The 24655-nt window shown below is 71.6% G+C and carries 18 protein-coding genes and 1 pseudogene; 8 read left to right on the top strand and 11 right to left on the bottom strand.

Going from position 1 to position 24655, the window contains the following annotated elements; genetic code table 11:
- Nucleotides 1–82 precede the first annotated feature (82 nt).
- A complete protein-coding gene (locus tag IG99_RS39405) occupies nt 83–1051 on the top strand; it encodes a UDP-glucuronic acid decarboxylase family protein (protein WP_051866504.1) in 969 nt (322 codons plus the stop codon).
- Between the two features lie 42 nt (nt 1052–1093).
- On the opposite strand, the gene IG99_RS39400 is transcribed toward IG99_RS39405, so the two are convergent.
- The 6 genes from IG99_RS39400 to IG99_RS39375 all read right to left on the bottom strand — a co-directional run bounded on the left by IG99_RS39400 (nt 1094) and on the right by IG99_RS39375 (nt 11120).
- Complete coding sequence (locus IG99_RS39400) at nt 1094–1828, bottom strand: methyltransferase (protein WP_037683037.1); 735 nt, start codon at nt 1826–1828, stop codon at nt 1094–1096.
- Nucleotides 1825–6291: an aminotransferase class I/II-fold pyridoxal phosphate-dependent enzyme gene (locus IG99_RS39395; protein ID WP_037683065.1), complete on the bottom strand. Its 4467-nt coding sequence runs from the start codon at nt 6289–6291 to the stop codon at nt 1825–1827. Before IG99_RS39395 ends, IG99_RS39400 begins: the two co-directional genes overlap by 4 nt.
- Before the next feature lie 125 nt (nt 6292–6416).
- Nucleotides 6417–7499, bottom strand: a complete 1083-nt coding sequence (gene galE / locus IG99_RS39390) for a UDP-glucose 4-epimerase GalE (protein ID WP_037683034.1) — start codon at nt 7497–7499, stop codon at nt 6417–6419.
- A 97-nt stretch (nt 7500–7596) separates the two neighbouring features.
- Nucleotides 7597–8379: a GntR family transcriptional regulator gene (locus tag IG99_RS39385; RefSeq protein WP_037683032.1), complete on the bottom strand. Its 783-nt coding sequence runs from the start codon at nt 8377–8379 to the stop codon at nt 7597–7599.
- A 35-nt stretch (nt 8380–8414) separates the two neighbouring features.
- The gene (gene iolD / locus IG99_RS39380) at nt 8415–10295 is read right to left on the bottom strand and encodes a 3D-(3,5/4)-trihydroxycyclohexane-1,2-dione acylhydrolase (decyclizing) (RefSeq protein WP_037683030.1); all 1881 of its coding nucleotides are present in this window, start codon (nt 10293–10295) and stop codon (nt 8415–8417) included.
- A 42-nt stretch (nt 10296–10337) separates the two neighbouring features.
- Nucleotides 10338–11120, bottom strand: coding sequence for a PfkB family carbohydrate kinase (locus IG99_RS39375; RefSeq protein ID WP_037683028.1), 783 nt, complete (start codon nt 11118–11120; stop codon nt 10338–10340).
- Nucleotides 11121–11393: 273 nt separating this feature from the next.
- Here IG99_RS39375 and IG99_RS39370 point away from each other — a divergent pair, with 273 nt between their 5' ends.
- The 4 genes and pseudogenes from IG99_RS39370 (at nt 11394) to IG99_RS39355 (ending at nt 15350) form a co-directional block, all read left to right on the top strand.
- Nucleotides 11394–12413 (top strand): sugar ABC transporter substrate-binding protein, encoded by a 1020-nt coding sequence (locus IG99_RS39370; protein WP_037683025.1) that lies wholly within the window; start codon nt 11394–11396, stop codon nt 12411–12413.
- Complete coding sequence (locus tag IG99_RS39365; RefSeq protein ID WP_037683063.1) at nt 12413–13489, top strand: ABC transporter permease; 1077 nt, start codon at nt 12413–12415, stop codon at nt 13487–13489. Before IG99_RS39370 ends, IG99_RS39365 begins: the two co-directional genes overlap by 1 nt.
- A 4-nt stretch (nt 13490–13493) precedes the next feature.
- A complete protein-coding gene (locus tag IG99_RS39360) occupies nt 13494–14408 on the top strand; it encodes an ATP-binding cassette domain-containing protein (protein ID WP_037683019.1) in 915 nt (304 codons plus the stop codon).
- Between the two features lies 1 nt (nt 14409).
- Nucleotides 14410–15350: pseudogene (locus IG99_RS39355) on the top strand (sugar phosphate isomerase/epimerase family protein).
- A gap of 67 nt (nt 15351–15417) precedes the next feature.
- Here IG99_RS39355 and IG99_RS39350 read toward each other — a convergent pair.
- Nucleotides 15418–16422, bottom strand: a complete 1005-nt coding sequence (locus tag IG99_RS39350; RefSeq protein ID WP_037683018.1) for a Gfo/Idh/MocA family protein — start codon at nt 16420–16422, stop codon at nt 15418–15420.
- 78 nt (nt 16423–16500) lie between these two features.
- Complete coding sequence (locus IG99_RS39345; RefSeq protein WP_037683014.1) at nt 16501–17286, bottom strand: SDR family oxidoreductase; 786 nt, start codon at nt 17284–17286, stop codon at nt 16501–16503.
- Between the two features lie 131 nt (nt 17287–17417).
- Here IG99_RS39345 and IG99_RS39340 point away from each other — a divergent pair, with 131 nt between their 5' ends.
- Nucleotides 17418–18452, top strand: coding sequence for a LacI family DNA-binding transcriptional regulator (locus tag IG99_RS39340; protein WP_037683012.1), 1035 nt, complete (start codon nt 17418–17420; stop codon nt 18450–18452).
- Between the two features lie 48 nt (nt 18453–18500).
- Here the strand turns inward: IG99_RS39340 and IG99_RS39335 are convergent, their stop codons facing one another.
- On the bottom strand, nt 18501–19169 hold the full coding sequence (locus IG99_RS39335) for a hypothetical protein (RefSeq protein WP_037683011.1): 669 nt from the start codon (nt 19167–19169) through the stop codon (nt 18501–18503).
- Between the two features lie 166 nt (nt 19170–19335).
- Nucleotides 19336–20493 (bottom strand): Gfo/Idh/MocA family protein, encoded by a 1158-nt coding sequence (locus IG99_RS39330; protein ID WP_037683008.1) that lies wholly within the window; start codon nt 20491–20493, stop codon nt 19336–19338.
- Between the two features lie 110 nt (nt 20494–20603).
- Here IG99_RS39330 and IG99_RS39325 point away from each other — a divergent pair, with 110 nt between their 5' ends.
- Nucleotides 20604–21602 (top strand): LacI family DNA-binding transcriptional regulator, encoded by a 999-nt coding sequence (locus IG99_RS39325; RefSeq protein ID WP_037683007.1) that lies wholly within the window; start codon nt 20604–20606, stop codon nt 21600–21602.
- A gap of 70 nt (nt 21603–21672) precedes the next feature.
- Nucleotides 21673–22185, top strand: a complete 513-nt coding sequence (locus IG99_RS39320; protein ID WP_037683006.1) for a hypothetical protein — start codon at nt 21673–21675, stop codon at nt 22183–22185.
- A gap of 105 nt (nt 22186–22290) precedes the next feature.
- Here IG99_RS39320 and IG99_RS39315 read toward each other — a convergent pair whose 3' ends face one another.
- The gene (locus IG99_RS39315; protein WP_037683003.1) at nt 22291–24618 is read right to left on the bottom strand and encodes an ABC transporter permease; all 2328 of its coding nucleotides are present in this window, start codon (nt 24616–24618) and stop codon (nt 22291–22293) included.
- Between the last annotated feature and the right edge of the window lie 37 nt (nt 24619–24655).

Genomic DNA, 24655 nt, shown 5'->3' with positions numbered 1-24655 from the left:
CCGCAGTGCACTCTCGGCTGGACGGTCGCCGCCCCCGGCCGCCCCCGGCTCGGCCGGACCTCGTAGACCTCGGGAGGAAACCATGCGTGTCGTGGTCTCCGGCGGAAGCGGCTTCCTCGGATCGCACCTGTGCGAAGCGCTCGTACGCCGCGGCGACAGCGTCCACTGCCTGGACGACTTCTCCTCGGGCAGGGCGGCCAACATCGCGCACCTCCTGCACGAGCCGAGCTTCCGCTGCACGCCGTGCGACGTCACCGAGCCCTCCCGGCTCCCCGGGCGGGTCGACGCCGTCGTACACCTCGCGAGCCCCGCCTCGCCCAGCGACTACCACCGTCACCCCCTGCCCACGCTGGCCGCCGGCAGCCGCGGCACCGAGAACATGCTCAAGCTGGCGGCGCACCACTCGGCGCGCTTCGTCCTCGCCTCCACCAGCGCGGTCTACGGCGACGCCACGGGGCACCCGCAGGACGAGGAACACTGGGGACACGTCAACCCCATCGGCCCGCGCAGCGTCCACGACGAGACCAAACGCTTCGCGGAGACCCTCACCACGGCGTACCGGCGCGACGAGCGCGTCGACACCGGCATCGTGCGCATCTTCAACACCTACGGCCCCCGCATGAGGCCCTACGACGGCCGAGTGGTGCCCAGCTTCGTCCGGCAGGCCCTCACCGGGGAGCCGCTGACCGTCTTCGGGGACGGCAGCCAGACCCGCAGCTTCTGCTACGTCGACGATCTGATCGCCGGCCTGCCGGCCATGATCGACTCTCCCGCGCCGGGTCCGTTCAACCTCGGTGACCCCAGCGAACGGACCGTACGGGAACTCGCCGAGCTGGTGCTGCTGCTCACCGGGTCGACCAGTGAGATGCGCTTCCTGCCCCTGCCCGGCGACGACCCGGTCCGTCGGTGCCCCGTCGTCAGCCGGGCGCGCGAAGCGCTGGGCTGGCAGCCGCGGGTGCCCCTGGAGGAAGGACTGCGCCGCACCATCGCCTGGTTCGCCGCGCAGTCGCCGCACCCCGTCAGGGAACCTGAGCCGTCCGCACGGTCATGATGCCCGCCGCTCCGGGCAGTCCGGCCCACGCCGGATGCCCCCTCACCGTGACGGCGTGCGCGCTGTCAGGAGCACCATCCCCGTGTCCCCGTAGTCCGGCAGCGTCGGGTCCGCGTCGATTCGCTCGACGTCGAGGCGCGCGGTCAGCGGGGTGAACACCTCCCGAACCGTCTCCGGGCCCACCGGGCAGCCCGGCCAGCGCGACGCGGGCCCGATGCGGTACGTCGGCATGTTCTCCATGAACGCGGCGACCAGGTACCCGCCCGGCTCCACCGACCGTGCGAAGAGCCGGCAGAATTCCCCGAACTCCGTGAAGTCCTCGGTCGCCCCCTCCGCGACGAAGTGCATCGACGCCAGGCCGTACCGCCAGGGCGGCAGGCCCCGTACGTCGCCCCGGATCACCCGCACCCGTGACAGGGCCGCCCGCGGGGTCGCCGGGAGGCGGGGGTCGAGCCGCCGCCCCAGTGCGTGGAACGCCCGCCAGCTGTCGTCGGGGCCCCGCGCCAACTGCCCCTCCAGATAGGCGACGTTGGCCGCGCCCGCCTCCACGGCGTCGATACGGCGGCTCACCGGCGCGGCGAGCATCAGCGGGTACAGGTTGGGCCCGGCACCGAACTCCACGGAGCGTGCCACGCCGTCCGTCGGGAGGGTGCGGTAGAAGGCGCAGTGGTGGGCGATGACGGCCGCGTCGGACGGGTGCAGCTGCCGGTAGTTCTCGCTGAGGTAGTCCTCGACGGGCCAACTGTCCCAGTCCACCTCGTCATTGCGGGTCGTCATGGGACCGGCTCGGTCCTGTGCCGCAGTGCGAAGCGCTCGTCCAGACCGGCCAGCGCCTCGCCCAGCCGGTCGATGTCCTCGTCCGAGTTGAGCGCCGTGAGCTGGACGCGGAAGCCGACCCGGTCGCGCGGGACCAGCGGATAGGCCGCGAGCGTCACGTAGACGCCGTGCTCCCAAAGGAACGCGGCGACCGCCTCCAGGTCGGCGGCGTCCACGAGCAGGACCTCCACGATCGGCAGCTCCAGCACGCCCGGCGTGTGCAGATCGAGGGAACGCAGCTGGTCGAGGACCCGCACGGTCTTGCGGTGCAGATCGGCCCGGATCGCGTCGCCCCTGCGGTCGTTGACCTCGAGACCGGCCAGCGTGGTGGCGAGCGAGGCCGTGGGGGAGGGGCCGGAGTAGAGGTAGGGTCCGGCGGCGATCTTCAGGTGGTCCTTGAGCGCGGTGGGCAGCGCGAGGAACGCCAGCAACGAGGAGTACGCCTTGGAGAAGCCGCCGACGAGCACGATGTCGTCGTAGGACTCACCGGTGTGCCGGACCACTCCGTTGCCGCGCGACCCGTACGGGCACGGCTCGCTCGCCGAGCGCTCCCCGATGACGCCGAATCCGTGGGTGTCGTCGACGTACAGCGTCGCGCCCCGCCGACGGCAGATGCCGGCCAGCGTCGGTAGGTCCGGCACGTTCCCCGTCATGCTGTCGACGCCGTCCAGGCACACCAGCCGCGGTCCGCCGGACGGCACGTCCCGCAGCAGCGCGTCGAGCCGGTCGGGCCGGTCGGAGCGGAACCGATGCAGCGTCGCGCCCTGGCCGCGGGCCGACACACAGCCGTCGTACACGGTCCGGTGCGCGGTGGCCTCGACGAAGATGTGCCCCTGGTCGGCGAGGACCGGGATCACCGAGTGGTGGATGAGCGTGGCGGTGGGCAGCAGCAGCGTGTCCTCGGAGCCGAGCAGGGCCGTGAGCCGCTCCTCGATGTCGGTGTAGAGCCGCGGGCTGCCCAGGAGTCGCGACCAGCTCGGATGCGTGCCCCAGCGGCGAACGGTGGGCTCGATCGCGTCCATGATCTCCGGATCGCAGTCGAAGCCCAGGTAGTTGCAGGAGGCGAAGTCGACCAGCCACTGGTCCCCGCAGCGGAGGTGCCGGCCGTGGACCTCGTCCAGGACCGCGTCGCTCATGGGACTGGACCGCTTCAGGTGCTCCAGGTCGGACCAGCGGTGATCGCGCCGGACCCCCGGCAGCCCGGCGGCGCGCTCCGCGCCGGGCCCTTCACCGGGCGCGGAGACGGGAGCGGGCGCGGTGGGGCTCCGTTCCGGCCTCGGAGGCGCCTCCCTCCTCGCGGCGTACATCGCCGGCGCCGGGGCCTGGGGCCCGGCGGCGCGCGCTCGGGCCGCCCGCCCGTTCCTGTCGCGCTGCCGCAGCACGTCCTCGCCCTGCTCCACCGTCATCGGCCGCGCGAACAGGTACCCCTGCCCGTACCGGCAGCCGATGGAGTTGAGCAGGTCGCGCTGCGCCCGCTCCTCGATGCCCTCGGCGATCACCTGGAGCCCGAGCGTATCCGCGAGCCGGACGATGCCGCGCACCAGCGCCACCTGCCGGGAGTCCCGGAGGATGCCGTCGATGTACGTCTTGTCGATCTTGAGCACGTCCACGGGGAACTCCCGCAGATAGCGCAGCGAGGAGAACCCGGTGCCGAAGTCGTCCACCGCGATGCGCACCCCGAGGTCCTTCACCGCCCGCACCACCGAGTCGAGCCGGTCGTCGCCGCCCATCATCACCGACTCGGTGAGCTCCAGCTGCAGCGAGCCCGGCTCCAGGCCCGGGGTGTCCAAGGCCTGGACCACCTCGTTGAGGAAACCGTCATCCTCCCACTGGCGGCCGGAGACGTTGACGCTCACGTAAGGCGGTGCGGAGCGCGGGGCCCGGTGCTGGAGCCGGGCCATGTCGGCCGTGGCGTTGCGCAGGACCCAGGAGCCCAGTGGGTTGATGTGGCCCGTCTCCTCGGCGATCGGGATGAACTGTCCGGGCGGGATCAGCCCGTGCCGGCTGTGCGGCCAGCGCACCAGCGCCTCGAAGCCGACGACGTCACCCGCCGCGATGTCCACCACCGGCTGGTAGCGCAGCGCGAACTCCCCTCGCGCGACGGCCTCGTCCAGCCGCGCCTGGAGGTCGTGCCGCTCCGCCATGCGCATCCGCAGCTGCGGCTGGAACCGGCGCCACTGTCGCTTGCCTGCGGCCTTGGCCGCGTACAGGGCCAGATCGGCGAGAGCGAGGAGCTCCTCGGCGTCCGTGGTGTCCAGCGCGCTGGCCACGCCCACGCTGGCGGAGACGCCGACCGGCCCCTCGGGGAGCTGGAACGGCCGGCTGAGCGCCTGGATCACCTGCGCGGCCAGCAGTTCCGCGTCGAGCGGCTGCTTGGCGTCCTCCATCAGCACCGCGAACTCGTCGCCGCCCAGACGGGCCGCCGTGTCGGTGCGGCGCAGGGTCTCCGACAGGCGCTCCCCCACTGCCCGCAACAGCCGGTCGCCGACCGAGTGCCCCATCGTATCGTTGACGATCTTGAAATCGTCCAGGTCGATGAAGAGCAGACACGTCAGGGTCGACTCCCGGTGGCCGCGCAGCATGGCGCGCCCGGTCCGCTCGAGCAGCAGCGTGCGGTTGGGCAGCCCGGTGAGCGGGTCGTGGAAGGCCCGCTGGGTGAGTTCCTGTTCGAGCTGCCGCTGCTCGGTCACGTCCCGCAGGGTGACGACCAGCCCGCCGATGGTCTCGTCGTGCCGCAGGTCCCGGCAGCGCACCTCGACCTCGATGCGGCCGCCGTTGCGCGTCACCCACCAGTGGTCGTGGGCCTCCGAGTGCCCGTCGGAACCCAGTGCCGCCACGGTGCGCTCGACGCGCTCGCGGTCCCGGGCGTCGACCAGTTCCCGCAGGGGTGTGCCGGTCAGCGCGGCGGAGCCGAACACGGCCCGCGCGGACGGACTGGCGTAACGGACGGTCGTGTCGTCGTTGACGATGAGGATGACGTCCGTGGCGTTGTGCACCAGGGTGCGGAAGTAGGCTTCGCTCTCCTTGCGGACGATCTCCTGGCGCAGGGCGATGCGGTCCGTCGCCAGGGCCGCCTGCGAGGCGAGGATCTCCAGTGAGCCGCGTGTCTCGGAGAGCCGCCGCTCCTCGCCCGCGGCCAGCAGGACACCGGGGAGTTCGCCGCTCGCCGGGCGGTCGGGGGGGACCGTGGGGCACACCAGCGCGGTCGGCAGGTCGCCGAGGGCGGTGGAGATGCCCGGGCCGAGTTGTGCGACGGGCACGAGGAGCGTGCCGGGCAGGGTGGTCCGCGGCCGAAGGTCCCGGCCGCCCGTGGGGGAGCGGGTCAGGGCGTCGTACAGCGGCTGGGCCTGCTCGGCCGAGAGCAGCAGCGTCCGGTGCGGGCCGTCCGGGCCGAGCAGGGTGGCGACCGCGGTGTCGCACGCCCGGGCTATCCCTGAGGGGTCCATGGCGGACACCAGGGCCGTGTTGGCCGTGCGCAGGGCGTGCTCCCGGGTGACGGCCCGGCGGTGGGCCACGACCATGCCGGCCAGACGCAGGATCACGAGCAGGAACAGGACGCTGGAGAAGGCGGCCAGCACCGTGGCGTCGTGCACCATGCCCGACCGCTCCTCGAAGAGGAGGATCGCGGGCGCGACCAGCGTGGCCGCGGCGAGCAGCACCAGCCGGCGCCCCGGCGGCAGCAGGGACTGCGGCTGGGGCTCCCGGTCGGTCAGCTCCGCCATGGAGGGGTGGAGCGCGGCCAGCCCCCACGCCGTGTAGAAGATGATCCAGCCGGAGTCCAGCACCGTGCCGGCCTGCCATGTCCCCTTCAGTTGCAGGATGCCGTAGGCGACGTCGAAGCCGAGCAGGGTCACCGTGCCCAGGACGAGCAGCTGCACGGCGCGGTTGCGGCCGTGGACGGGACTGGGGGCGAGCAGCCGGACCAGCATCGCGAGGACCAGCACGTCGCCCAGCGGATAGGCGATGCTGATCGCGCGCTGCTGCCAGGTCAGACCCTCCAGGGTGGTCAGCGGCTGCACCAGGTACACCCAGACCGGCAGGGCCAGCCCGGCGGTGATGATCATGGCATCCAGCAGGCTGGGCAGGTCGCGGTCCGTCCAGCGGTAGCGGACCAGGCCGAACAGGCCCGCCGCGAAGAGCGGGTAGACCACCAGGTAGCAGGCGTCCGACGGCGAGGGGAACGGGTTGGACGCCTGGAAGTACTGCTCCTGGACGTTGTAGTACGTGTCACCGGCACAGAACGCCAGCAGCCCGGCGGCGAGCACCAGCCAGGGCCACCGGTGGGCAGGCCGGTGCACATAAACCCCGACGAACATGGCCGAGGCGCCCGCCAGGCCGATGACGGCCCACAGCGGCGCGAGCGCGGCGGGAACGGTCATGTAGACACAGGTGACGGCGACGACCAGGGCGAGATATGCGGCCATCAGCCGGTTGGGCAGCAGCACTGGCAAGCGCCTCCCCGCTTCGGGGACACCGGGCGGGCCCGACGACACGTCACCTGGGCATCGTTACCCGATCGTAGGCACGCCCGTTGGCCGGTCGCATCTCGTCATCGGATCGGCGGTCCCCCGTCGCTCCGCCTGTCCGCGCCCGGACGCCGTGCGGAGCCCTCGTAGCCGTAGGGATTGAGCCGTTGGAAGCGCCAGGCGTCCTCGCACATGTCGTCCAGGCCCCGGGAGGGGCGCCAGCCCCAGTCGCGGGCGACGGCGCTCGCGTCGGCGACGAGCGTGGCGACGTCGCCGGGACGGCGCGGGGCGATCTCGTAGGGAAGGGGTCTGCCGCACGCCCGGGAGAACGACCGGACGACGTCGAAGACCGAACTTCCACGCCCCGCGCCGAGGTTGTACACGCGCATGCCCGGCCCGTCGGCCAGGTGGTCGAGCGCGACCCGGTGCGCGTCCACCGTGTCCATGACGTGGATGTAGTCCCGTACCGCGGTCCCGTCGGGCGTCGGGTAGTCGTCGCCGAACACCTGCAGCCGGTCCCGCCGGCCGACGGCGACCTGGGCCAGGAACGGCATCAGGTTGTCGGGCGTGCCGCGCGGGTTCTCGCCGAGCAGTCCGCTGGGGTGGGCGCCCACCGCGTTGAAGCAGCGCAGGCACACCACGGTGTACTCGGGGCGGTGGCGGCAGACGTCCGCGAGGATCCCTTCGCAGGTCCACGTCGAGGAGGCGTAGGGACCGGTGGGCCGGGCGGGCACCGACTCGTCGAGCGGAAGGGCGCCCGCCTCGCCGTAGATCGAACAGGACGAGGAGAAGACCAGCTGGTGCACGCCGTGCTCGTGCATGGTCCGCAGCAGGGCCGTCGTGCCGCCGACGTTGGTGTCGTAGTACTCAGCGGGCCTGCGGGTCGAGGCGCCCACCGACTTCAGGCCGGCGAAGTGCACGACCGCGTCCACGGTGTGGCGGTCGAAGACCGCCGACAGCGCCTGCCGGTCCCGGATGTCCAGCTCGTAGACGGCCCCGACGAAACGCCCGGCGACCCGCTGGACCCTGGCGAAGACCTGCGGGGCGCTGTTGGAGTAGTCGTCGACCACGATCAACTCGTAACCGTGGTCGAGCAGTTCGGCGCACGCGTGACTGCCGATGAAGCCGGCTCCACCGGTGACCAGGACGGTTGACGGTGCGCTCATGGGCCGGGCCCCTCGTACAATGCCGTACGTTTACGACGTACATGTGCGACTTTGCGCCCGTCGCGTCCAGGAGTCAAGCGTCTCGGCGGTGTCCGCCTCAGGCCCGCACCAGCAGCTGGAAGTCGAACGCGTACCGCGAGGCCCGGTAGATGTGCTGTCCGAACTCGACCGCCCGCCCGGTGTCGTCGTACGCCGTGCGCTGCATGGTGAGCAGCGCCGCACCCTCCGTCTCGTCGAGGAGGGCGGCCTCCTGCGCGTTCGCGCTGCGGGCGCCGACCGTCTGGCGGGCGCTGTGCAGGCCGATGCCGGCGGAGCGCATCATCCGGTAGAGGCCGGTCGACTCCAGCCGGCCGGTCGGCAGGTCGAGCAGGGTGGCCGGCAGGTAGTTGCACAGGAACGCCACGGGCTGGTCGTGGGTGCGCCGCAGCCGCTCCAGGACGATGACCTCGGCGCCCTCCGCGACGCCGAGGGCGGCGGCCACCTCGGCGGTGGCGGGGGCCGTCTCGTTGCGCAGCACGTGCGTGGTGGGTCCCTGTCCGGCCGCCTCCAGGTCGTCGTAGAGGCTGCTGAGCTCCAGCGGGCGCCTGACCTGGCTGTGCACCACCTGCGTGCCCACCCCGCGGCGGCGCACCAGCAGGCCCTTGTCCACCAGGTTCTGGATCGCCTGGCGGACGGTGGGCCTCGACAGGCCGAGGCGCACCGAGAGGTCGATCTCGTTGCCCAGCAGGTTGCCCGGGGCGAGGGCGCCGTGCTCGATGGCCTCCTCCAGCTGCTGGGCGAGCTGGTAGTACAGCGGCACCGGGCTGCCCCGGTCCAGGGCGAAGTGCACGGAGTCGAGCGCGGAGCCGGGCACGGCACGGGAGCGGTCGCGTGTCGCCACGGAGGCACCTCCTCGGGGTCGTCGGGACACGGCGGTCACAAGTGCCTGCGGCGTCCTGCGACCTCGCGGTCGTAGCGCTCACGCGCCTCGACGGCGGCCGCCCGGGACGCCGTCTCGGCCACCGGTACGTCCCACCAGGCCTCGGCGGGAGGAGCGCTGGGCGTGGGGCCATCGACGTCGGTCTCCACGTACACACAGGTCGGCCGGTCCGAGGCACGGGCCGCCGCCAGCGCCTCGCGCAGCTCGCCCACCGTCTTCGCGCGCAGCACCTCCATGCCGAGGCTGGCCGCGTTGGCGGCGAGGTCGACGGGGAGCGGGTCGCCGGTGAAGGTGCCGTCGGCGGCCCGGTGGCGGTAGGCGGTGCCGAAGCGCTCGCCGCCCACCGTCTCCGACAGGCCGCCGATGGAGGCGTAGCCGTGGTTCTGGACCAGGACCAGGTTGACCGGCAGGCCCTCCTGCACCGCGGTGACGATCTCGGTCGGCATCATCAGGTACGTGCCGTCGCCGACCAGCGCCCACACCGGCGTGCCGGGCGCGGCCTGCTGGACGCCGATCGCGGCCGGGATCTCGTAGCCCATGCAGGAGTAGCCGTACTCCAGGTGGTACTGCCGCGCCGACCGCGCCCGCCACAGTTTGTGCAGGTCGCCCGGGAGCGAGCCGGCCGCGTTGATCACCACGTCGTCGTCGCCCACGACGGCGTCGAGCGCGCCGAGCAGCTGGGTCTGGGTGGGGACGGCGTGCTCGTCGTCGGCGCGGTAGGCGGCGGCCACGACCTGCTCCCAGCGCTCCTTGCCGGCCTGGTACTCGGCCTCGTACGCGGGGTCGACCCGGTGGCCGTCCAGCCGGGCGGTGAGCGCGGTCAGGCCTGCCCGGGCGTCGCAGACCAGGGTGCGGGCCGCCAGCTTGTGCGCGTCGAACGCGGTGATGTTGAGGTTGAGGAAGCGCACGTCCGGGTGCTGGAACAGCGTGCCGGAGGCGGTGGTGAAGTCGGAGTAGCGGGTGCCGACGCCGATGACCAGGTCGGCGGTGCGCGCGAGGTCGTCGGCGACCGCGGTGCCGGTGTGGCCGATGCCGCCGAGGTCGGCGGGGTGGTCGTGGCGCAGGGAGCCCTTGCCGGCCTGGGTGGCGGCGACCGGGATGCCGGTGGCGTCGGCGAACGCCTTCAGCGCCTCCTCGGCCCTGCTGTGGTGGACCCCGCCACCGCTGATCACCAAGGGACGACGGGCGCCACGGATCAGCCGGACGGCCTCCGACAGTTCCACCGGGTCGGGCAGGGGACGCCGTACCCGCCACACGCGCTCGGCGAAGAACTCCTCCGGCCAGTCGTACGCCTGCGCCTGCACGTCCTGCGGCAGGGCCAGGGTGACGGCGCCGGTCTCGGCGGGGTCGGCGAGGACCCGCATGGCCTGGAGGGCCGCCGGGATCAGCGCCTCGGGGCGGTGGACGCGGTCGAACCAGCGGGAGACCGGGCGCAGGGTGTCGTTGACGGACACGTCGGCCTCGGTCGGGTGCTCCAGCTGCTGGAGCAGCGGGTCGGCGGGGCGGGTCGCGAAGTAGTCGCCGGGCAGGAGCAGCACCGGCAGGCGGTTGATCGTCGCGAGGGCGGCGCCGGTGACCAGGTTGGTGGCGCCGGGTCCGATGGACGTGGTGACCGCCTGAGCGGAGAGGCGGTCGAGCTGCCGGGCGTGGCCGACGGCCGCGTGCACCATCGCCTGCTCGTTGCGGCCCTGGTGGTACGGCATCACGTCGCGGTGTTCGAGGAGTGCCTGGCCGATCCCGGCGACGTTGCCGTGGCCGAAGATGCCCCAGGTGCCGGCGATCAGCCGGTGCCGTACGCCGTCCCGTTCGGAGTGCTGGACGGACAGGAAGCGCACCAGCGCCTGGGCGACGGTCAGGCGGATGGTCGGCCGGCTCATGGGATGCCTCTCGGAGTGGGTGGGTCGGCGGGGGTGGGACGGTCAGCCGCGGGCGAGGAGGTCCTCGACCTCCGCCTGGGTGGGCATCGCGCAGGAGTCGGCGGGACGGGAGGTGACGAGGGCGCCGGCCGCGTTGGCGTGCCGCAGGGTCCGCTCCAACTCCCAGCCGGACAGCAGCCCGTGGACGAGCCAGCCGCCGAACGCGTCGTCCGCGCCACGGCCGTTGACGGCCTCGGACGTCACCGGCGGTGCCTGCGCGACCGTGCCGTCCCGGTGTACCGAGAGCACGCCCGCCGAGCCCTGCCTGACCACGGCCAGTTCGACGCCGGCGGCCAGCAACTCCTCGGCGCAGGCGCGTGATCCACGGACGCCGGTGGCGACCTCACAGGCCTCGAGGTCGCCGACCGCCACGGTGGAGTGGCGCAGCGCCTCGGCGTAGTACGGGCGGGCCTCCTCGGCGTCTCTCCAGAGCGCGGGACGCCAGTCCAGGTCGAAGACGGTCATGCCCGCTCCGTCGCGTGACTTGAGGGCGGCGAGGGTGGTGGAGCGGCCGGGCTCCTGGCTCAGGCCGGTGCCGGTGATCCACAGGACGCGGGCCGCTCGGATCGCGAAGAAGTCCAGCTCCTCGGTGTGGTCGGCACATGTGAGCACGGTGGTGGTCCGGCCCAGGCGGGCGGCTGCGACGGCCACGTTTGTGGCGGAACCGTCGAAGATCTTCCCGGAGGTCGCCACCCGGGTCAGTGGTAGGCCAGACTGATGGGGACAGAGATCGACTCCGGTGTGGCCCATCGTGATCAGGTCGAAGGACCGGACTGACTCAGCCATGGGCGACGCTCCTCGTCGAGCTGGATCTGGGGGCCTTCCGGCCTCCCAGATGTAGGTCGCGGAGGGCGTCACTGTCAAGGCTTTGTACTTACATTCGGACCTGATTGTGAAATGATGTCTTAACAAAGTATTGACACCGGGCGCCCTACGGGATTGGATCCCGAACCAGCGCAACTGCCTTGTTCGGGACGTCCGAACACCGCACCGGATCCCAGCGATCACCCTCCCCTTTCCCTTTCCCTTTCCCCCGTCGCACAGTGAGGTGCAGGAAAGATGGACCGCTCTTCGCACTCCCGCTCCCGCAGACTGGCCCCCGTGGTGGCCGTGGCCGCTGTGGCAGCACTGACCCTCGCAGGCTGCTCCAGCAGCTCTGGCGGCAAGAAGTCCGAGGAGGGAGGCGGCAACGCTTCCGCGGGCAAGGCCACCACGCCCCGGATGACGGTCGCCCTGGTCACCCACCAGTCGCCCGGCGACACCTTCTGGGACATCGTCCGCAAGGGCGCCGAGGCAGCCGCGGCCAAGGACAACGTCAAACTGATCTACTCCGCCGACCCGAACGCCGGCAGCCAGGCCAACCTGGTGCAGAACGCGATCGACCAGAAGGTGGACGGCATAGCCATCACCCTCGCCAAGCCCGACGCCCTCAAGGACGTCGTGAGCAAGGCGAAGGCGGCGAAGATACCCGTCGTCGGCCTCAACTCCGGTGTGAGCGACTGGAAGAAGCTCGGCCTGATGGAGTTCTTCGGCCAGGACGAGACGGTCGCGGGCGAGGCGCTCGGCAAGCGGCTCAACGAGGCCGGCGCCAAGAAGGCCGTCTGTGTCATCCAGGAGCAGGGCAACATCGGCCTCACCCAGCGCTGCGACGGTGTGAAGAAGACCTTCTCCGGCACCACGGAGACCCTCTACGTCAACGGCACCGACATGCCGTCGGTGAAGTCGACGATCACCGCCAAGCTCAAGCAGGACTCCGCCATCGACTACGTCGTGACCCTCGGCGCCCCCTTCGCGCTCACCGCCACGCAGTCGATCGAGGAATCGGGCAGCAAGGCCAAGGTCGCGACCTTCGACCTGAACAAGGAACTGACGAGCGCCATCGACAAGGGCTCCATCCAGTTCGCCGTCGACCAGCAGCCCTACCTCCAGGGCTACCTGGCGATCGACTCCCTGTGGCTCTACAAGAACAACGGCAACTACATGGGCGGCGGTGAGGCGCCGGTGCTGACCGGTCCCGCGTTCGTCGACAAGTCCAACGTCGACACCGTCGCCGCGTTCGCCGCGAAGGGCACTCGGTGATCGGTATGACCCAGCAGGCTGCGCCGGCGGTGACCCCACCGCCGGCCTCCGGCCCCAAGGAGTCGGACGGACGGACCACGCGGCGCCCCCTGGCGCTGCGCCTGCTCGCCCGGCCCGAGGTCGGTGTCTTCCTCGGTGCCGTCGCCGTGTACGTGTTCTTCCTCGTGGCGGCACCGCCGGTGCGCGACGGCGACTCGATGGCCAACATCCTCTACCAGTCGTCGACCATCGGGATCATGGCCCTGCCGGTCGCGCTGCTGATGATCGGCGGCGAGTTCGACCTGTCGGCCGGCGTCGCGGTCATCAGCTCGGCGCTCACCGCGAGCATGCTGAGCTACCAACTGACCCTGAACGTCTGGGTCGGTGTCGTGGTCGCGCTGATCGTGTCGCTGGCGATCGGCTTCCTGAACGGCTGGATGGTCGTCAAGACCGGCCTGCCCAGCTTCCTGATCACCCTGGGCACCTTCCTGATCCTCCAGGGCGTGAACCTCGCGGTGACCAAACTGGTCACCACCAACGTGGCCACCGACGACATCAGCGACATGGACGGCTTCGGCCAGGCCAAGAAGATCTTCGCCTCGTCCTTCCACGTCGGTGGCGTCAACGTCAAGATCACCATCGTGTACTGGCTGGTCTTCGCCGCGATCGCCACCTGGGTCCTGCTGCGCACCAGGTACGGCAACTGGATCTTCGCCGTCGGTGGCAACAAGGAATCTGCCCGTGCCGTCGGTGTCCCGGTGACCTTCACCAAGATCTCGCTGTTCATGCTGGTCGGCTTCGGCGCCTGGTTCGTCGGCATGCACCAGCTGTTCACCTTCAACACCGTGCAGTCCGGCGAGGGCGTCGGCCAGGAGCTGATCTACATCTCCGCGGCCGTCATCGGCGGCTGTCTGCTGACCGGCGGCGCCGGCAGCGCGATCGGCCCGGTCTTCGGCGCGTTCATGTTCGGCATGGTCCAGCAGGGCATCGTCTACGCCGGCTGGAACCCGGACTGGTTCAAGGCCTTCCTCGGCGTGATGCTGCTCGGCGCCGTCCTGATCAATCTGTGGGTCAGCCGTACGGCGACCCGGAGGTGACCCCATGACATCCACCAACGGAACCGGCACCCACGGGGCCGTCATCGCGGACACCCCGGCGCAGCAGGACGACACGATCGTCGAACTGCGCAACGCAGGCAAGTCCTACGGCAACATCCGCGCCCTGCACGGCATCGACCTGAAGGTCCACCCGGGCCGGGTCACCTGCGTGCTCGGTGACAACGGCGCCGGCAAGTCCACCCTCATCAAGATCATCTCGGGGCTGCACCAGCACACCGAGGGCGAGTTCCTCGTCGACGGCGAACCCGTACGGTTCTCCACCCCGCGCGAAGCCCTCGACAAGGGCATCGCCACCGTCTACCAGGACCTGGCGACCGTCCCGCTGATGCCCGTCTGGCGCAACTTCTTCCTCGGCTCCGAGATGACCAAGGGCCCCTGGCCCGTACGCCGCCTCGACATCGACCGGATGAAGCAGACCGCCGACGAGGAACTGCGCAACATGGGCATCGTCCTCGACGACCTCGAACAGCCCATCGGCACCCTCTCCGGCGGACAGCGCCAGTGCGTCGCCATCGCCCGCGCCGTCTACTTCGGCGCCCGCGTGCTGATCCTGGACGAGCCCACCGCCGCGCTGGGCGTGAAGCAGTCCGGTGTGGTGCTGAAGTACATCGCCGCCGCCCGCGAACGAGGCCTCGGCGTCATCTTCATCACCCACAACCCCCACCACGCCTACATGGTCGGCGACCACTTCAGCGTCCTGCGACTGGGCACGATGGAACTCTCCGCCTCCCGTGACCAGGTCAGCCTGGAGGAACTCACCAACCATATGGCCGGCGGCACCGAACTCGCCGCGCTCAAGCACGAGTTGGCACAGGTGCGCGGAGTCGACGTCGAGGAGCTCCCCGAGGAGCAGGACCTCACCGCGCCGGTGGCGAAGACCGGGGAAGGGGCCACCTGACATGGCCGGCGGCCTGGACCGCATCCGGGTCGGCTCGGCCCCCGACTCCTGGGGCGTCTGGTTCCCCGACGACCCCGCGCAGGTGCCCTGGGAACGCTTCCTGGACGAGGTCACCGAAGCGGGCTACTCCTGGATCGAACTCGGCCCCTACGGCTACCTGCCGACCGATCCGGCACGCCTCACCGACGAGGTGGACAAGCGGAACCTGAAGGTCTCGGCGGGCACGGTCTTCACCGGCCTGCACCACGGCCCGTCCGTCTGGGAGTCCACCTGGGAGCACGTGGGCCAGGTCGCCGAGCTCACCCAGGCGATGGGCGCGCGGCACCTGGTGGTCATCCCGTCCTTCTGGCGCGACGACAAGACCGCCGAGATCCTGGAGCCGCCGGAGCTGACGCCGGAGCAGTGGACCCACCTCACCAAGGGCATGATGGGGGTCCCCCCGGCTCGAGCGAAGCCGAGAGCTGGGGGAGGCTCGGGTACGAGGTGAAGGAGACGTACGGCCTGGACATCGTGGTCCACCCGCACGCCGACACGCACATCGACACCGAGGACCACGTCGAGCGGTTCCTCGACTCGACCGACTCCGAGCTGGTCAACCTGTGCCTGGACACCGGCCACTACGCCTACTGCGGCGGGGACAGCGTCAAGCTGATCGAGGCGTACGGTGAACGCATCGGCTACCTCCACCTCAAGCAGGTCGACCCGGAGATCCTGGCCGACGTGGTGGCGGGAGGGGTGCCGTTCGGCCCGGCCGTGCAGCGCGGGGTGATGTGCGAACCGCCCTCAGGAATACCCGAGTTGGAGCCCGTGCTGGTCGCGGCGCAGAAGCTCGGCGTGGAGCTGTTCGCGATCGTCGAGCAGGACATGTACCCGTGCGAGCCGGACAAGCCGCTGCCCATCGCGGTACGCACCCGGAAGTTCCTGCGCTCCTGCGGGGCCTGACGGCCGGGGGGCGGACAACGACCGAGGGCGGGCCCACCGGGCCCGCCCTCGTCGTTCGCCCACCCGGTCAGGCGGTGCGCACCTCCGCGATCGTCACCGGACGGTGCTCGTGCAGCGACAGCGTGCACGCTTCCGCGATCCAGCCCGCCTCCAGGGCGTCCGCGATCGTGCAGGGCGAGGGCCGGGTGCCGGCCACGACCTCGATGAACGCGGTGAGTTCGGCGCGGTAGGCGGCCGTGAAGCGGTCCATGAAGAAGTCGTGCGGCGTGCCGGACGGGAAGGTCACGCCGGGCTCCACGGAGCGCAGCGGCAGCTTGTCCTCCAGGCCGACCGCGATCGAGTCCTGGAAACCGTGGATCTCCATGCGGACGTCGTAACCCCGGGCGTTGTGGCGGGAGTTGGACACCACGGCGATCGTGCCGTCGTCGAGGGTCAGGATCGCGCCGGTGGTGTCGGCGTCGCCCGCCTCCTTGATGTAGTCGGCGCCCCGGTTGCCGCCGACCGCGTACACCTCGGTCACCTCGCGGCCCGTCACCCAGCGGATGATGTCGAAGTCGTGCACCGAACAGTCCCGGAAGATGCCCCCGGACGCGGCGACGTAGGCGGCGGGCGGCGGCGCCGGGTCCAGCGTGGTCGACCGCACGGTGTGCAGCTTGCCGAGCTCGCCGCTGCGCACGGCCGCCCGGGCGGCGACGAAGCCGGCGTCGAAGCGGCGGTTGTAGCCGATCTGGATCGGTACGTCGCTGCCCCCGACCGCCTTCAGCACCTCGACGCCCTCGCTCATGGCCTTGGCGACGGGCTTCTCGCAGAACACCGGTACACCGGCCTCGACGGCGGCGAGGATCAGCCCCGGGTGGGCGTCGGTCGCGGCGGCGATGACCACGCCGTCCACCCCGGCGGCCAGCACGGCCTCGGGGGAGTCGGCGACCTCGGCGCCGAACCGCTCGGCGGCGGCCTTGGCGGCCTGCGCGAAGGGGTCGGCGACGACGAGCGACTCGACGGCGTCGAGTCCGAAGAGGGTCTCGGCGTGGAAGGCGCCGATGCGGCCGAGGCCGAGGATTCCGATACGCATGGGGGCTGTCGCTCCTTGGGTGCGGGTCGTGCGGGTCGTGCGGGTTCCGAGGGCGGTGGTGCGTACAGAGGGCAGCGGCTAGTCGAGGCCGCCGAGCACGTTCTGGTCCCAGTCGATCACCGATCCGGTGACCACGCCGGACCGGTCGGAGAGCAGGAAGACCACGAAGTCGGCGATTTCGTCCGGCTGGCCGAGCTTGCCCATCGGCAGCCGGGCGGCCGCCTGCTCGCGCCAGTCGTCGTCGGCGCCGTGGAAGGTCTTCTGCGTCGCGTCCTCGCCCTCGGTCGCCGTCCAGCCGATGTTCAGGCCGTTGATGCGGACGCGGTCCCAGCGGTGGGCGTGCGCGGCGTTGCGGGTCAGGCCGATCAGCCCTGCCTTCGCGGCGACGTACGGAGCGAGGAACGGCTGCCCGCCGTGCGCCGAGGACGTGATGATGTTGACGATCGTGCCGGGCGCGCCCCGCCCCACCATGTCCGCGACCGCCGCCTGCATGGCGAAGAACGGGCCCTTGAGGTTGATCGCGACATGGGCGTCGAAGAGTTCGGGCGTGGTGTCCAGCAGGGTGCCGCGGGAGGTGAGCCCCGCCGAGTTCACCAGGCAGTCGATCCGGCCGTAGGCGTCCACCACCCGGCCGACGGAGGCCTTCGCCTGCTCCGCGTCCGCCAGGTCGGCCCGCACGAACAGCGCTCTGCCGCCGGCCTCCGCCAGTTCGGACAGCTCGGCCACGAGGGCTTCGCCGGGCTCGGGACGGCGCCCGGTGACAGCCACCAGAGCCCCCTCTCGGACAGCCGCCCGCGCGACGGCCGCACCGACGCCCTGGCTGCCGCCGTTGACGAGGACGACCTTGTCGTCGAGAAGTCCCATGGATGGTGTCCCTTCAGCTCGCGCCGGTCGGCGGTCGACGCGGGTCAGCCGTGCGGCTCTGTCATTCTTGTCAGCACAAACCCCTCGAACAACCAGCAGCGAGCCATCAAAAACCCCTCAAGGAGCCTGCCGTGGGCCACCCCTTCCCGATCCGCGAGATCGCACGTCAGGCGGGGCTGAGTGAGGCCACCGTCGACCGGGTCCTCAACGGGCGGGGCGGGGTGCGCGAGAGCACCGCGCAGGAGGTGCACCGGGCCATCGCCGACCTGGACCGCCAGCGCACCCAGGTCCGGCTCGTCGGCCGTACCTTCATGGTCGACATCGTGATGCACGCCCCGCAGCGGTTCACCTCGGCCGTGCGCGGGGCCCTGGAAGCCGAGCTGCCGTCCCTGCATCCGGCCGTGCTGCGTTCCCGCTTCCACTTCCGCGAGACCGGGCCGGTGCGGGAGCTGGTCGCCACCCTGGACCGGGTGGCGCGGCGCGGCACGCAGGGCGTGATCCTCAAGGCGCCGGACGTCCCCGAGGTCACCGCCGCGGTGGGCCGACTGGTGGCCGCCCGTATCCCCGTCGTCACGCTCGTCACGGACCTGCCCGCGAGCGCGCGGCTCGCCTACGTCGGCATCGACGACCGTGCCGCCGGCGCGACCGCCGCGTACCTCATGGGCCAGTGGCTGGGCGAGCGGCCCGGCAATGTGCTCACCAGCCTCAGCAGCGGTTCCTTCCGCAACGAGGAGGAGCGCGAGATGGGCTTCCGCAGTGTCATGCGCGCCCGTCATCCCGAGCGCTCGCTGATCGAGATCGCCGAGGGACAGGGCCTGGACGCCATCCAGTACGACCTCGTCCGCGCCGCCCTCGAACGCGACCCCGGCATCCGCGCCGTCTACTCGATCGGCGGCGGCAACATCGCCACCCTGCGCGCCTTCGCCGACCTGGGCCGTGCGTGCGACGTCTTCGTCGCGCACGACCTCGACGAGGACAACACCCGTCTGCTGCGCGAGCACCGGCTGTCCGCCGTGCTCCACCACGACCTCCGGCACGACATGCGCGAGGCCTGCCACATCGTCATGCGGGCGCACAGTGCGCTGCCGCCCGCCGGGCCGACCCTGCCGTCGGCGATCCAGGTGGTGACGCCGTACAACATGCCGCCCCGGGCGGCGGCCGGCTGAAGCGGACCACCGCCCGGGGCGGATGCTCGCAAGTGCCCTTCGCCCGCCTCAGCGCTGCTCAGCCGGGGAGGCGACCGCCGGGACGTCGCGGCCCGCGCTGCGGTACGTCGAGATGCCGAGGGCCAGCAGCCAGTAGCTGAGGACGGCGCCCATCAGCGCGGTCGTGCCCCAGCCGTTCGCCGCGTAGAAGAACGCGGGGTCGTTGCCGAAGAACAGCGACGGAACGAACGCGAGGTTGACGCCCGCCAGGACGTGCGCGGAGCGGCCGGTCCAGCGCGGCAGCAGCCCGGTCCGGGCGACGGCCCGGCCGAACGCGGTCAGGAAGAGCGCCAGCATCAGGCGCGAGATCGACCCGTAGAGGATGTAGGTGCCGCTGACGTCGATCGTCGGGTCGATCGGGTGGTCGACGGCAATCACCGCACCCGCCTCGAGCCCCATCGAGACCAGCGTGACCGTGGCGTAGACGAGCCCCGTGGCGAAGGCGATCGAGCCGATCCACTCGTGGGCGGGGGAGACGCGCCTGACCAGTTCCCGGAACGCCGTCACGAACACGACGAGGGACCCCAGCGCCACGATCCCGATCAGCAGCCGGGACAGGACGTTGCCGTCCGGCGGCGGGCCCGCGTAGATGAAGTAGAGCGGTACCTGGACGATGAGAGCGACGGCGGCGACGACGGCGGCGAGGCCGGTCATGCGCCGGCCTGCGGCTTCGGACATGGGTGTCCCCCGAGTTCTCGGCTGGCGGATGTGGCGCCGGCGGTTCGGCTCGGTCCCCTCCGGCCCTTGAAGCCTGCCGTTCCCGGCGCGCGCCGTCGCGGGGCCTGGGCGCCGGATCGGGGTGGTCCTGTCGCCACCCCTACGGGTGCACCTCCGTCCAGGATGCCTACGGGTGCACGTCCACCCAGGATCCGCTCTCCGCGGAGCGCGACATCGCCTCCAGCACGGTCGCGCTGTGCACGGCGTCCGCGAGCGTCGCCCCGTACGGGGTCCCCTCGGCGATCGAGCGCAGGAAGCGGTGGGCCTCGACCACCTTCAGGTCGTCGTAGCCCATGCTGTTGGCGGCGCCCGGCTGGAAGGCGCCGTACTCGCCCGCGCCCGGGCCGACGTACACCGTGCTGACGGGCTGGTCCTGGTACGTGGTACCGCGGCTGACGCCCAGCTCGTTCATGCGGCGGAAGTCCCAGAAGACGGCGCCCTTCGTGCCGTGCACCTCGAAGCCGTAGTTGTTCTGCTCGCCGACCGAGACGCGGCAGGCCTCGAGGACACCGCGGGCGCCGGAAGCGAACCGGAGCAGGCAGCTGACGTAGTCCTCGTTCTCGACGGGGCCGAGTTCGCCGCCGGTGGCCAGGATGTGTCCGGCGGTCGCGCCGGTGGGGCGGGCCCGCTCCGGCACGAAGACCGCGGTGTCGGCGGTGAGGGAGCTGATGTCGCCGAGCAGGAAGCGGGCCAGGTCGGCGCCGTGCGAGGCCAGGTCGCCCAGCACCCCGCTGCCGCCGCGCTCGCGCTCGTACCGCCAGGTCAGCGCGCCGTCGGGATGGGCCGCGTAGTCGCTGAAGAGACGGATGCGGACATGGGTGACCGTGCCGATCCCGCCGGACGCGATCAGCTCGCGGGCCACCTCCACGGCAGGCGCGTTGCGGTAGTTGAAGCCGACCGCTCCCTGCACGCCCGCCCGGGCGACGGCGTCGGCCACCGCGCGGGCGTCGCCGACGGTCAGGCCGACCGGCTTCTCGATCCAGATGTGCTTGCCGGCCTCGGCCATCGCGACACCGATCTCCCGGTGCAGGAAGTTCGGGGCGGTGATGCTGACGGCCCGCACGCGCGGGTCCGCGGCGATCTCGCGCCAGTCGCGGGTCGCCGTGACGAAGCCGTACCGCTCGACGGCCTCCTCGGCCCGGCCCGGCACCTCCTCGGCGACCGTCACGAGCTCCGGGCGCAGGCCCAGCCGCGGGAAGTGATGCGGCACGCGCGCGTACGCCTGGGTGTGCACCCGGCCCATCCAGCCGAACCCGACGACCGCGACACCCAGCGCATCCACCATGACAGCCCCTCTTTGGACCGGTCCATTTTCTGTCCAGGTCACCCTGAATGCCTTTTCCCCCGGGTGTCAACCCTTTGACAACCGTTCCGGCGCGTGGAACGGTCCAGGGCATGAGACCGCCGACCATCCGGGACGTGGCCGAACGGGCCGGGGTGTCCAAGTCGCTGGTCTCCCTGGTGCTGCGCGGCTCCGAACAGGTGCGCCCCGAGAAGCGGGAGGCCGTCCTGCGGGCCGCGCGCGAGCTCGGCTACCGGCCCAACGCGGCCGCGCGCAGCCTCAGCGAACAGCGCACACGGACCGTCGGCGTGCTCCTGCACGACCTGCGCAACCCCTGGTTCGTCGACCTGCTCGACGGCCTGAACTCGCTGCTGCACGCGGCCGGACTGCACATGCTGCTCGCCGACGCCCGTCTCAACCGGCGGATGGGCCACGACCTCACCGGGCCCTTCCTCGACCTCCAGGCGGACGGCCTCGTCGTGGTCGGCACCCTGCCCGACCCGGCCGCGCTCGGGGCCGTCGCCGCCCGCATCCCGGTGGTCGTCGCGGGCGCCCGCGAGCCGGTGCCGCCCGGCGTGGACGTGGTCGCGGGCGACGACGAGCACGGCGCGCGCCTGGTCACCGAGCACCTCATCGGGCTCGGCCACCGCCGTATCGCGCACATCGCGGGCTACGGCGCCGTGGGGGAGCTGCGCCGGCGCAGCTTCGAGGCGACGATGCGGGCGCACGGGCTTGCGGACCTGGCGTCGGTCGAGGGCGGCGACATGACCGAGGAGGGCGGCTACCGCAGCACCGTACGGCTGCTCGGGCGTCCCGAGCGGCCCACCGCCGTGTTCGCCGTCAACGACATCACCTGCGTCGGGGCCTTGTCCGCGGCCGAGGAACTGGGCCTGCGCGTCCCGCGCGACCTGTCCGTGATCGGCTACGACAACACGAGCGTCTCCCGGCTGCGCCACCTGTGGCTGACCACCGTCGACAACGCCGGCCACGAGGTCGGCCGCCGCGCCGCCCGCTGCCTTCTCGACCGTCTGCGCGGCCCCGGGGGAGCGGGCAGCGTGCACCTGGCCACGCCCACGCTGGAGATCCGGGGGACGACAGCGTCCCCGGGGTGAACTGGCGGCGCTCCGGGGCCCGGGTGATCGTTGGAAGACCGTCCCCGTCCGTGCGTCAGGAGGGCCGTTCATGTCGGAGACCACGGCGACCGTGCCCGCGCCGCGCCGCCGCGACACCCGCGAGACCCTGCTGTTCGGCGGGGTCTACGGTGCCGTCCTGGCCAGCTCCCTGGTCGCCGCGCTCGGCGAGTACGGACACACCTCCCGCGCCGACCGCGGTGAGGACGCCCTGTGGCTGCTGGTGACCGCGTTCGCCTCCGCCCTCGCGCACGGCTACGCCCACATCGTCGCCGAGCGCGGAGCGCACCGCCGCTGGGAGAATCTGCGCACGCTTCTCGACGAGTGGCCGCTGATCGCGGCCGTACTCCCGTCCGTGCTGGTGCTCGCGGGCGCGGCGTGGGGGTGGTGGCCCGCGGGGGGAGTGGAGGGCCCGGCGTTCCTGCTGAACATCGCGCTGCTGTTCGTGCTGGGCGTGGTGACGGCGCGGGGGTCGGGACGGTCCTGGGTGAGGTCGCTGCTCCTCGGAGTGGCGGACTCGCTGCTCGGGGTGGTCGTGGTGATCGCGAACGCGCTCATCCACTGACGCGTGCCGGGTCGTACGCCGCTCGACCCGAGGCCCCCTCCTCCTGAACGATCCAGCACACCGGGCCGGTGGTTCCGGTGGAGAGGGGCCATCGGGGCGTACGGATCACTCGGTGCGCAGGCCGTCCGGGCGCATCAGCCGTACCAGCGGCGGCAGGCTGAGCAGTGTCACCACCAGGACGACGGCCGCGCCGATGCCGGTCATCGACAGCACGCTCGCCCAGTCGACGCCCACCGGCCTGTCCGTCATCTTCAGCAGTACCGCGCCCAGCGTCAGCCCGACCGCCGTGGCCAGCGCGAGGCCCAGCCCGATCGGGATCGCCGTCTGCCACAGCACGGACAGGCTCAGTGTGCGGCGCCGGGTGCCGAAGGCGATCAGCGACGACAGCAGCTTGCGGCGCTCGCGCAGCTGCTCCAGCTGCGAGACCAGCAGACTCGCGCCGATCAGCGCCAGCACGCAGGCGGCGCCGAAGAACAGGCCGGTGCGGATGGAGTCGTAGGTGTCCGCGCGCTTGCTGGACACCATCATCATGGGTGGGTAGGGCAGTGCGAGGTGCTGGGCGGTGTTCCGCACGTACTCGGGCGCGTCCGCGAGCCCTTGGTCGAGCACGAGGTAGATCTGCCCACTGACGCCCCGCGCGGCGCGCGAGTGCAGCGCGCCCGGTGTCAGCAGCAGGCCGCCGCGCTTCTCCCCGTTCGGGGACTCGATCGACCGCGCCTGCTTCACGCCCGCCGGCACGGTCCACTGTGTCGGCCTGTGAGGAGCATCGGAACCGTCGATCGAGTCGAACCACACCTTGCTGCCGGGCTTGGAAACGTCGAACGACCTGTCATCATCGTCGCCACCCCGGACGGCGAAGGTGTCACCGTCCTCGCAGGAGGAGAAGGACGCGACCTCACGCAGGGACGCGCAGTCGGCGATGGTGACCTGGACGCCTTTCTGGGCATTTTTACGTCGGTCGGTCACGAAGCCCTCGTCGTAGGCGTAGACCTTCGCAACGCCTCTGGTCGCCTTGAAGTCGGCCGCCACCGGGGCGAGCGGGACCCCGTCTTCCAGGGTCACCTGCATCTGGGCCCGGGTGGGGTCGTCGGTGGTGTGCTTGGTGTACTGGCCCTCCAGCCCGGAGAACAGCATCTGCAGCGCGATGGCGCCCGCCACCGCGACCGCGACGCCGTTGACCATGCGGGCGGCCGTGCCGCTGCTCAACTGAAGTCGGCGGATAGCCAGTTGCCAGGCGACCCCGCCGGAGCCGAGCCGGTTCACGACCCTCTCCACGACCCACGGAAGCAGCGCGGTCACCCCGACGAGCAGCAGTATGACGCCACCGATGACCAGGTACTGGTTGAACTCCCCGCTGTCCCGGCCTTTGCCGATCATCGGGTAGAGCATGCCGAGACCGCCCAGCGGCAGCAGCAGCCGCCACCACAGCCGGCGCCGCGGGGGCTTCGCGGTGCGCACCACGCCGAGCGGCTCGATCACCACGCCCCGCAGCGCGAACAGGGTGACCAGCACCGCGGCTGCCGGGACCGCCAGCGCGACCAGCAGGGCGAGCAGGGGGGATGGATTCAGGTAGCTCGGGAACACGCTCACGTCGAACAGGTCCACGGCGCCGGCGGCCTCCCGGGCGAGCAGGAAGAAGACGGTGCCGAGGAGCAGGCCCGCCACCGAGCCGGCGAGGGCTTCGCCCGCGGCGATCCGCCGGGTCATCCGGCTGTCCGACCCCACCAGCCGCAGGGCCGCGAGTCGCCGGTCGCGGCGCTCGCCGCCGAACCGCACGGCCGCGGCGATGAAGACGCCGACCGGCAGCAGCAGCACCAGGAACACGACGAGGGCCAGCAGGACCAGGACGGGGTCCGTCTTCTCCGGGACCGGATGCGGGTCGCCGAACCGGTCGATGCGTTCGACCAGGCCGTTGTCCGGCCGGACCACGAGGTCGTCGGCGCCGCGGTAGAAGGCGAGTTCCTGGGAGCCGATCAGCCCGGGCTCGGCGATGGTGTCGACGATCCGCTCCGGCAGCCGCTCGCGCAGGAGCTTCCCGTCATCGGACTCCAGCAGCCGCTTCAGCGCGGGGGAGACCACCATCTCGCCCACCCCGGGAAACCTCGAGACCCCGGGTGGCAGGGGCGCCCCGGGCCCGTCGGGCTCCAACGTCCGCCCGCGCACCTCCTTGTCATGAAAGGTCGTCCCGACATCACCGACCAGTATCGTGTCGTCCGCCTTCGGCACCTGTGACCCGGTGTAGGTGAGGTCGGTGCGCGCCTTCTCCCGGTCGTGCCGGACGGACAGCGCGTTCGGGATCGCGGTGGCGAGCAGCAGCAGCGCCACACCGAGGCCCACGCCGACGGCGGTGAGCAGCATCCGCGCCCACCCGTCCCGCCCGCCGGCGAAGGCGAACCTGGCCCCCATGCCCAGGTCTCTGGCCCACTGCCTCATATGGCGCGCTCCATGTCCCTGGACCTGCCGTCCCGTA

The sequence above is a fragment of the Streptomyces griseus subsp. griseus genome (assembly GCF_000720255.1).
GTDB classification, from domain to species: domain Bacteria; phylum Actinomycetota; class Actinomycetes; order Streptomycetales; family Streptomycetaceae; genus Streptomyces; species Streptomyces griseus_I.
The sequence above is the reverse complement of the archived record's forward strand: the minus strand, read 5'-3'. Positions and strand labels throughout refer to the sequence as shown.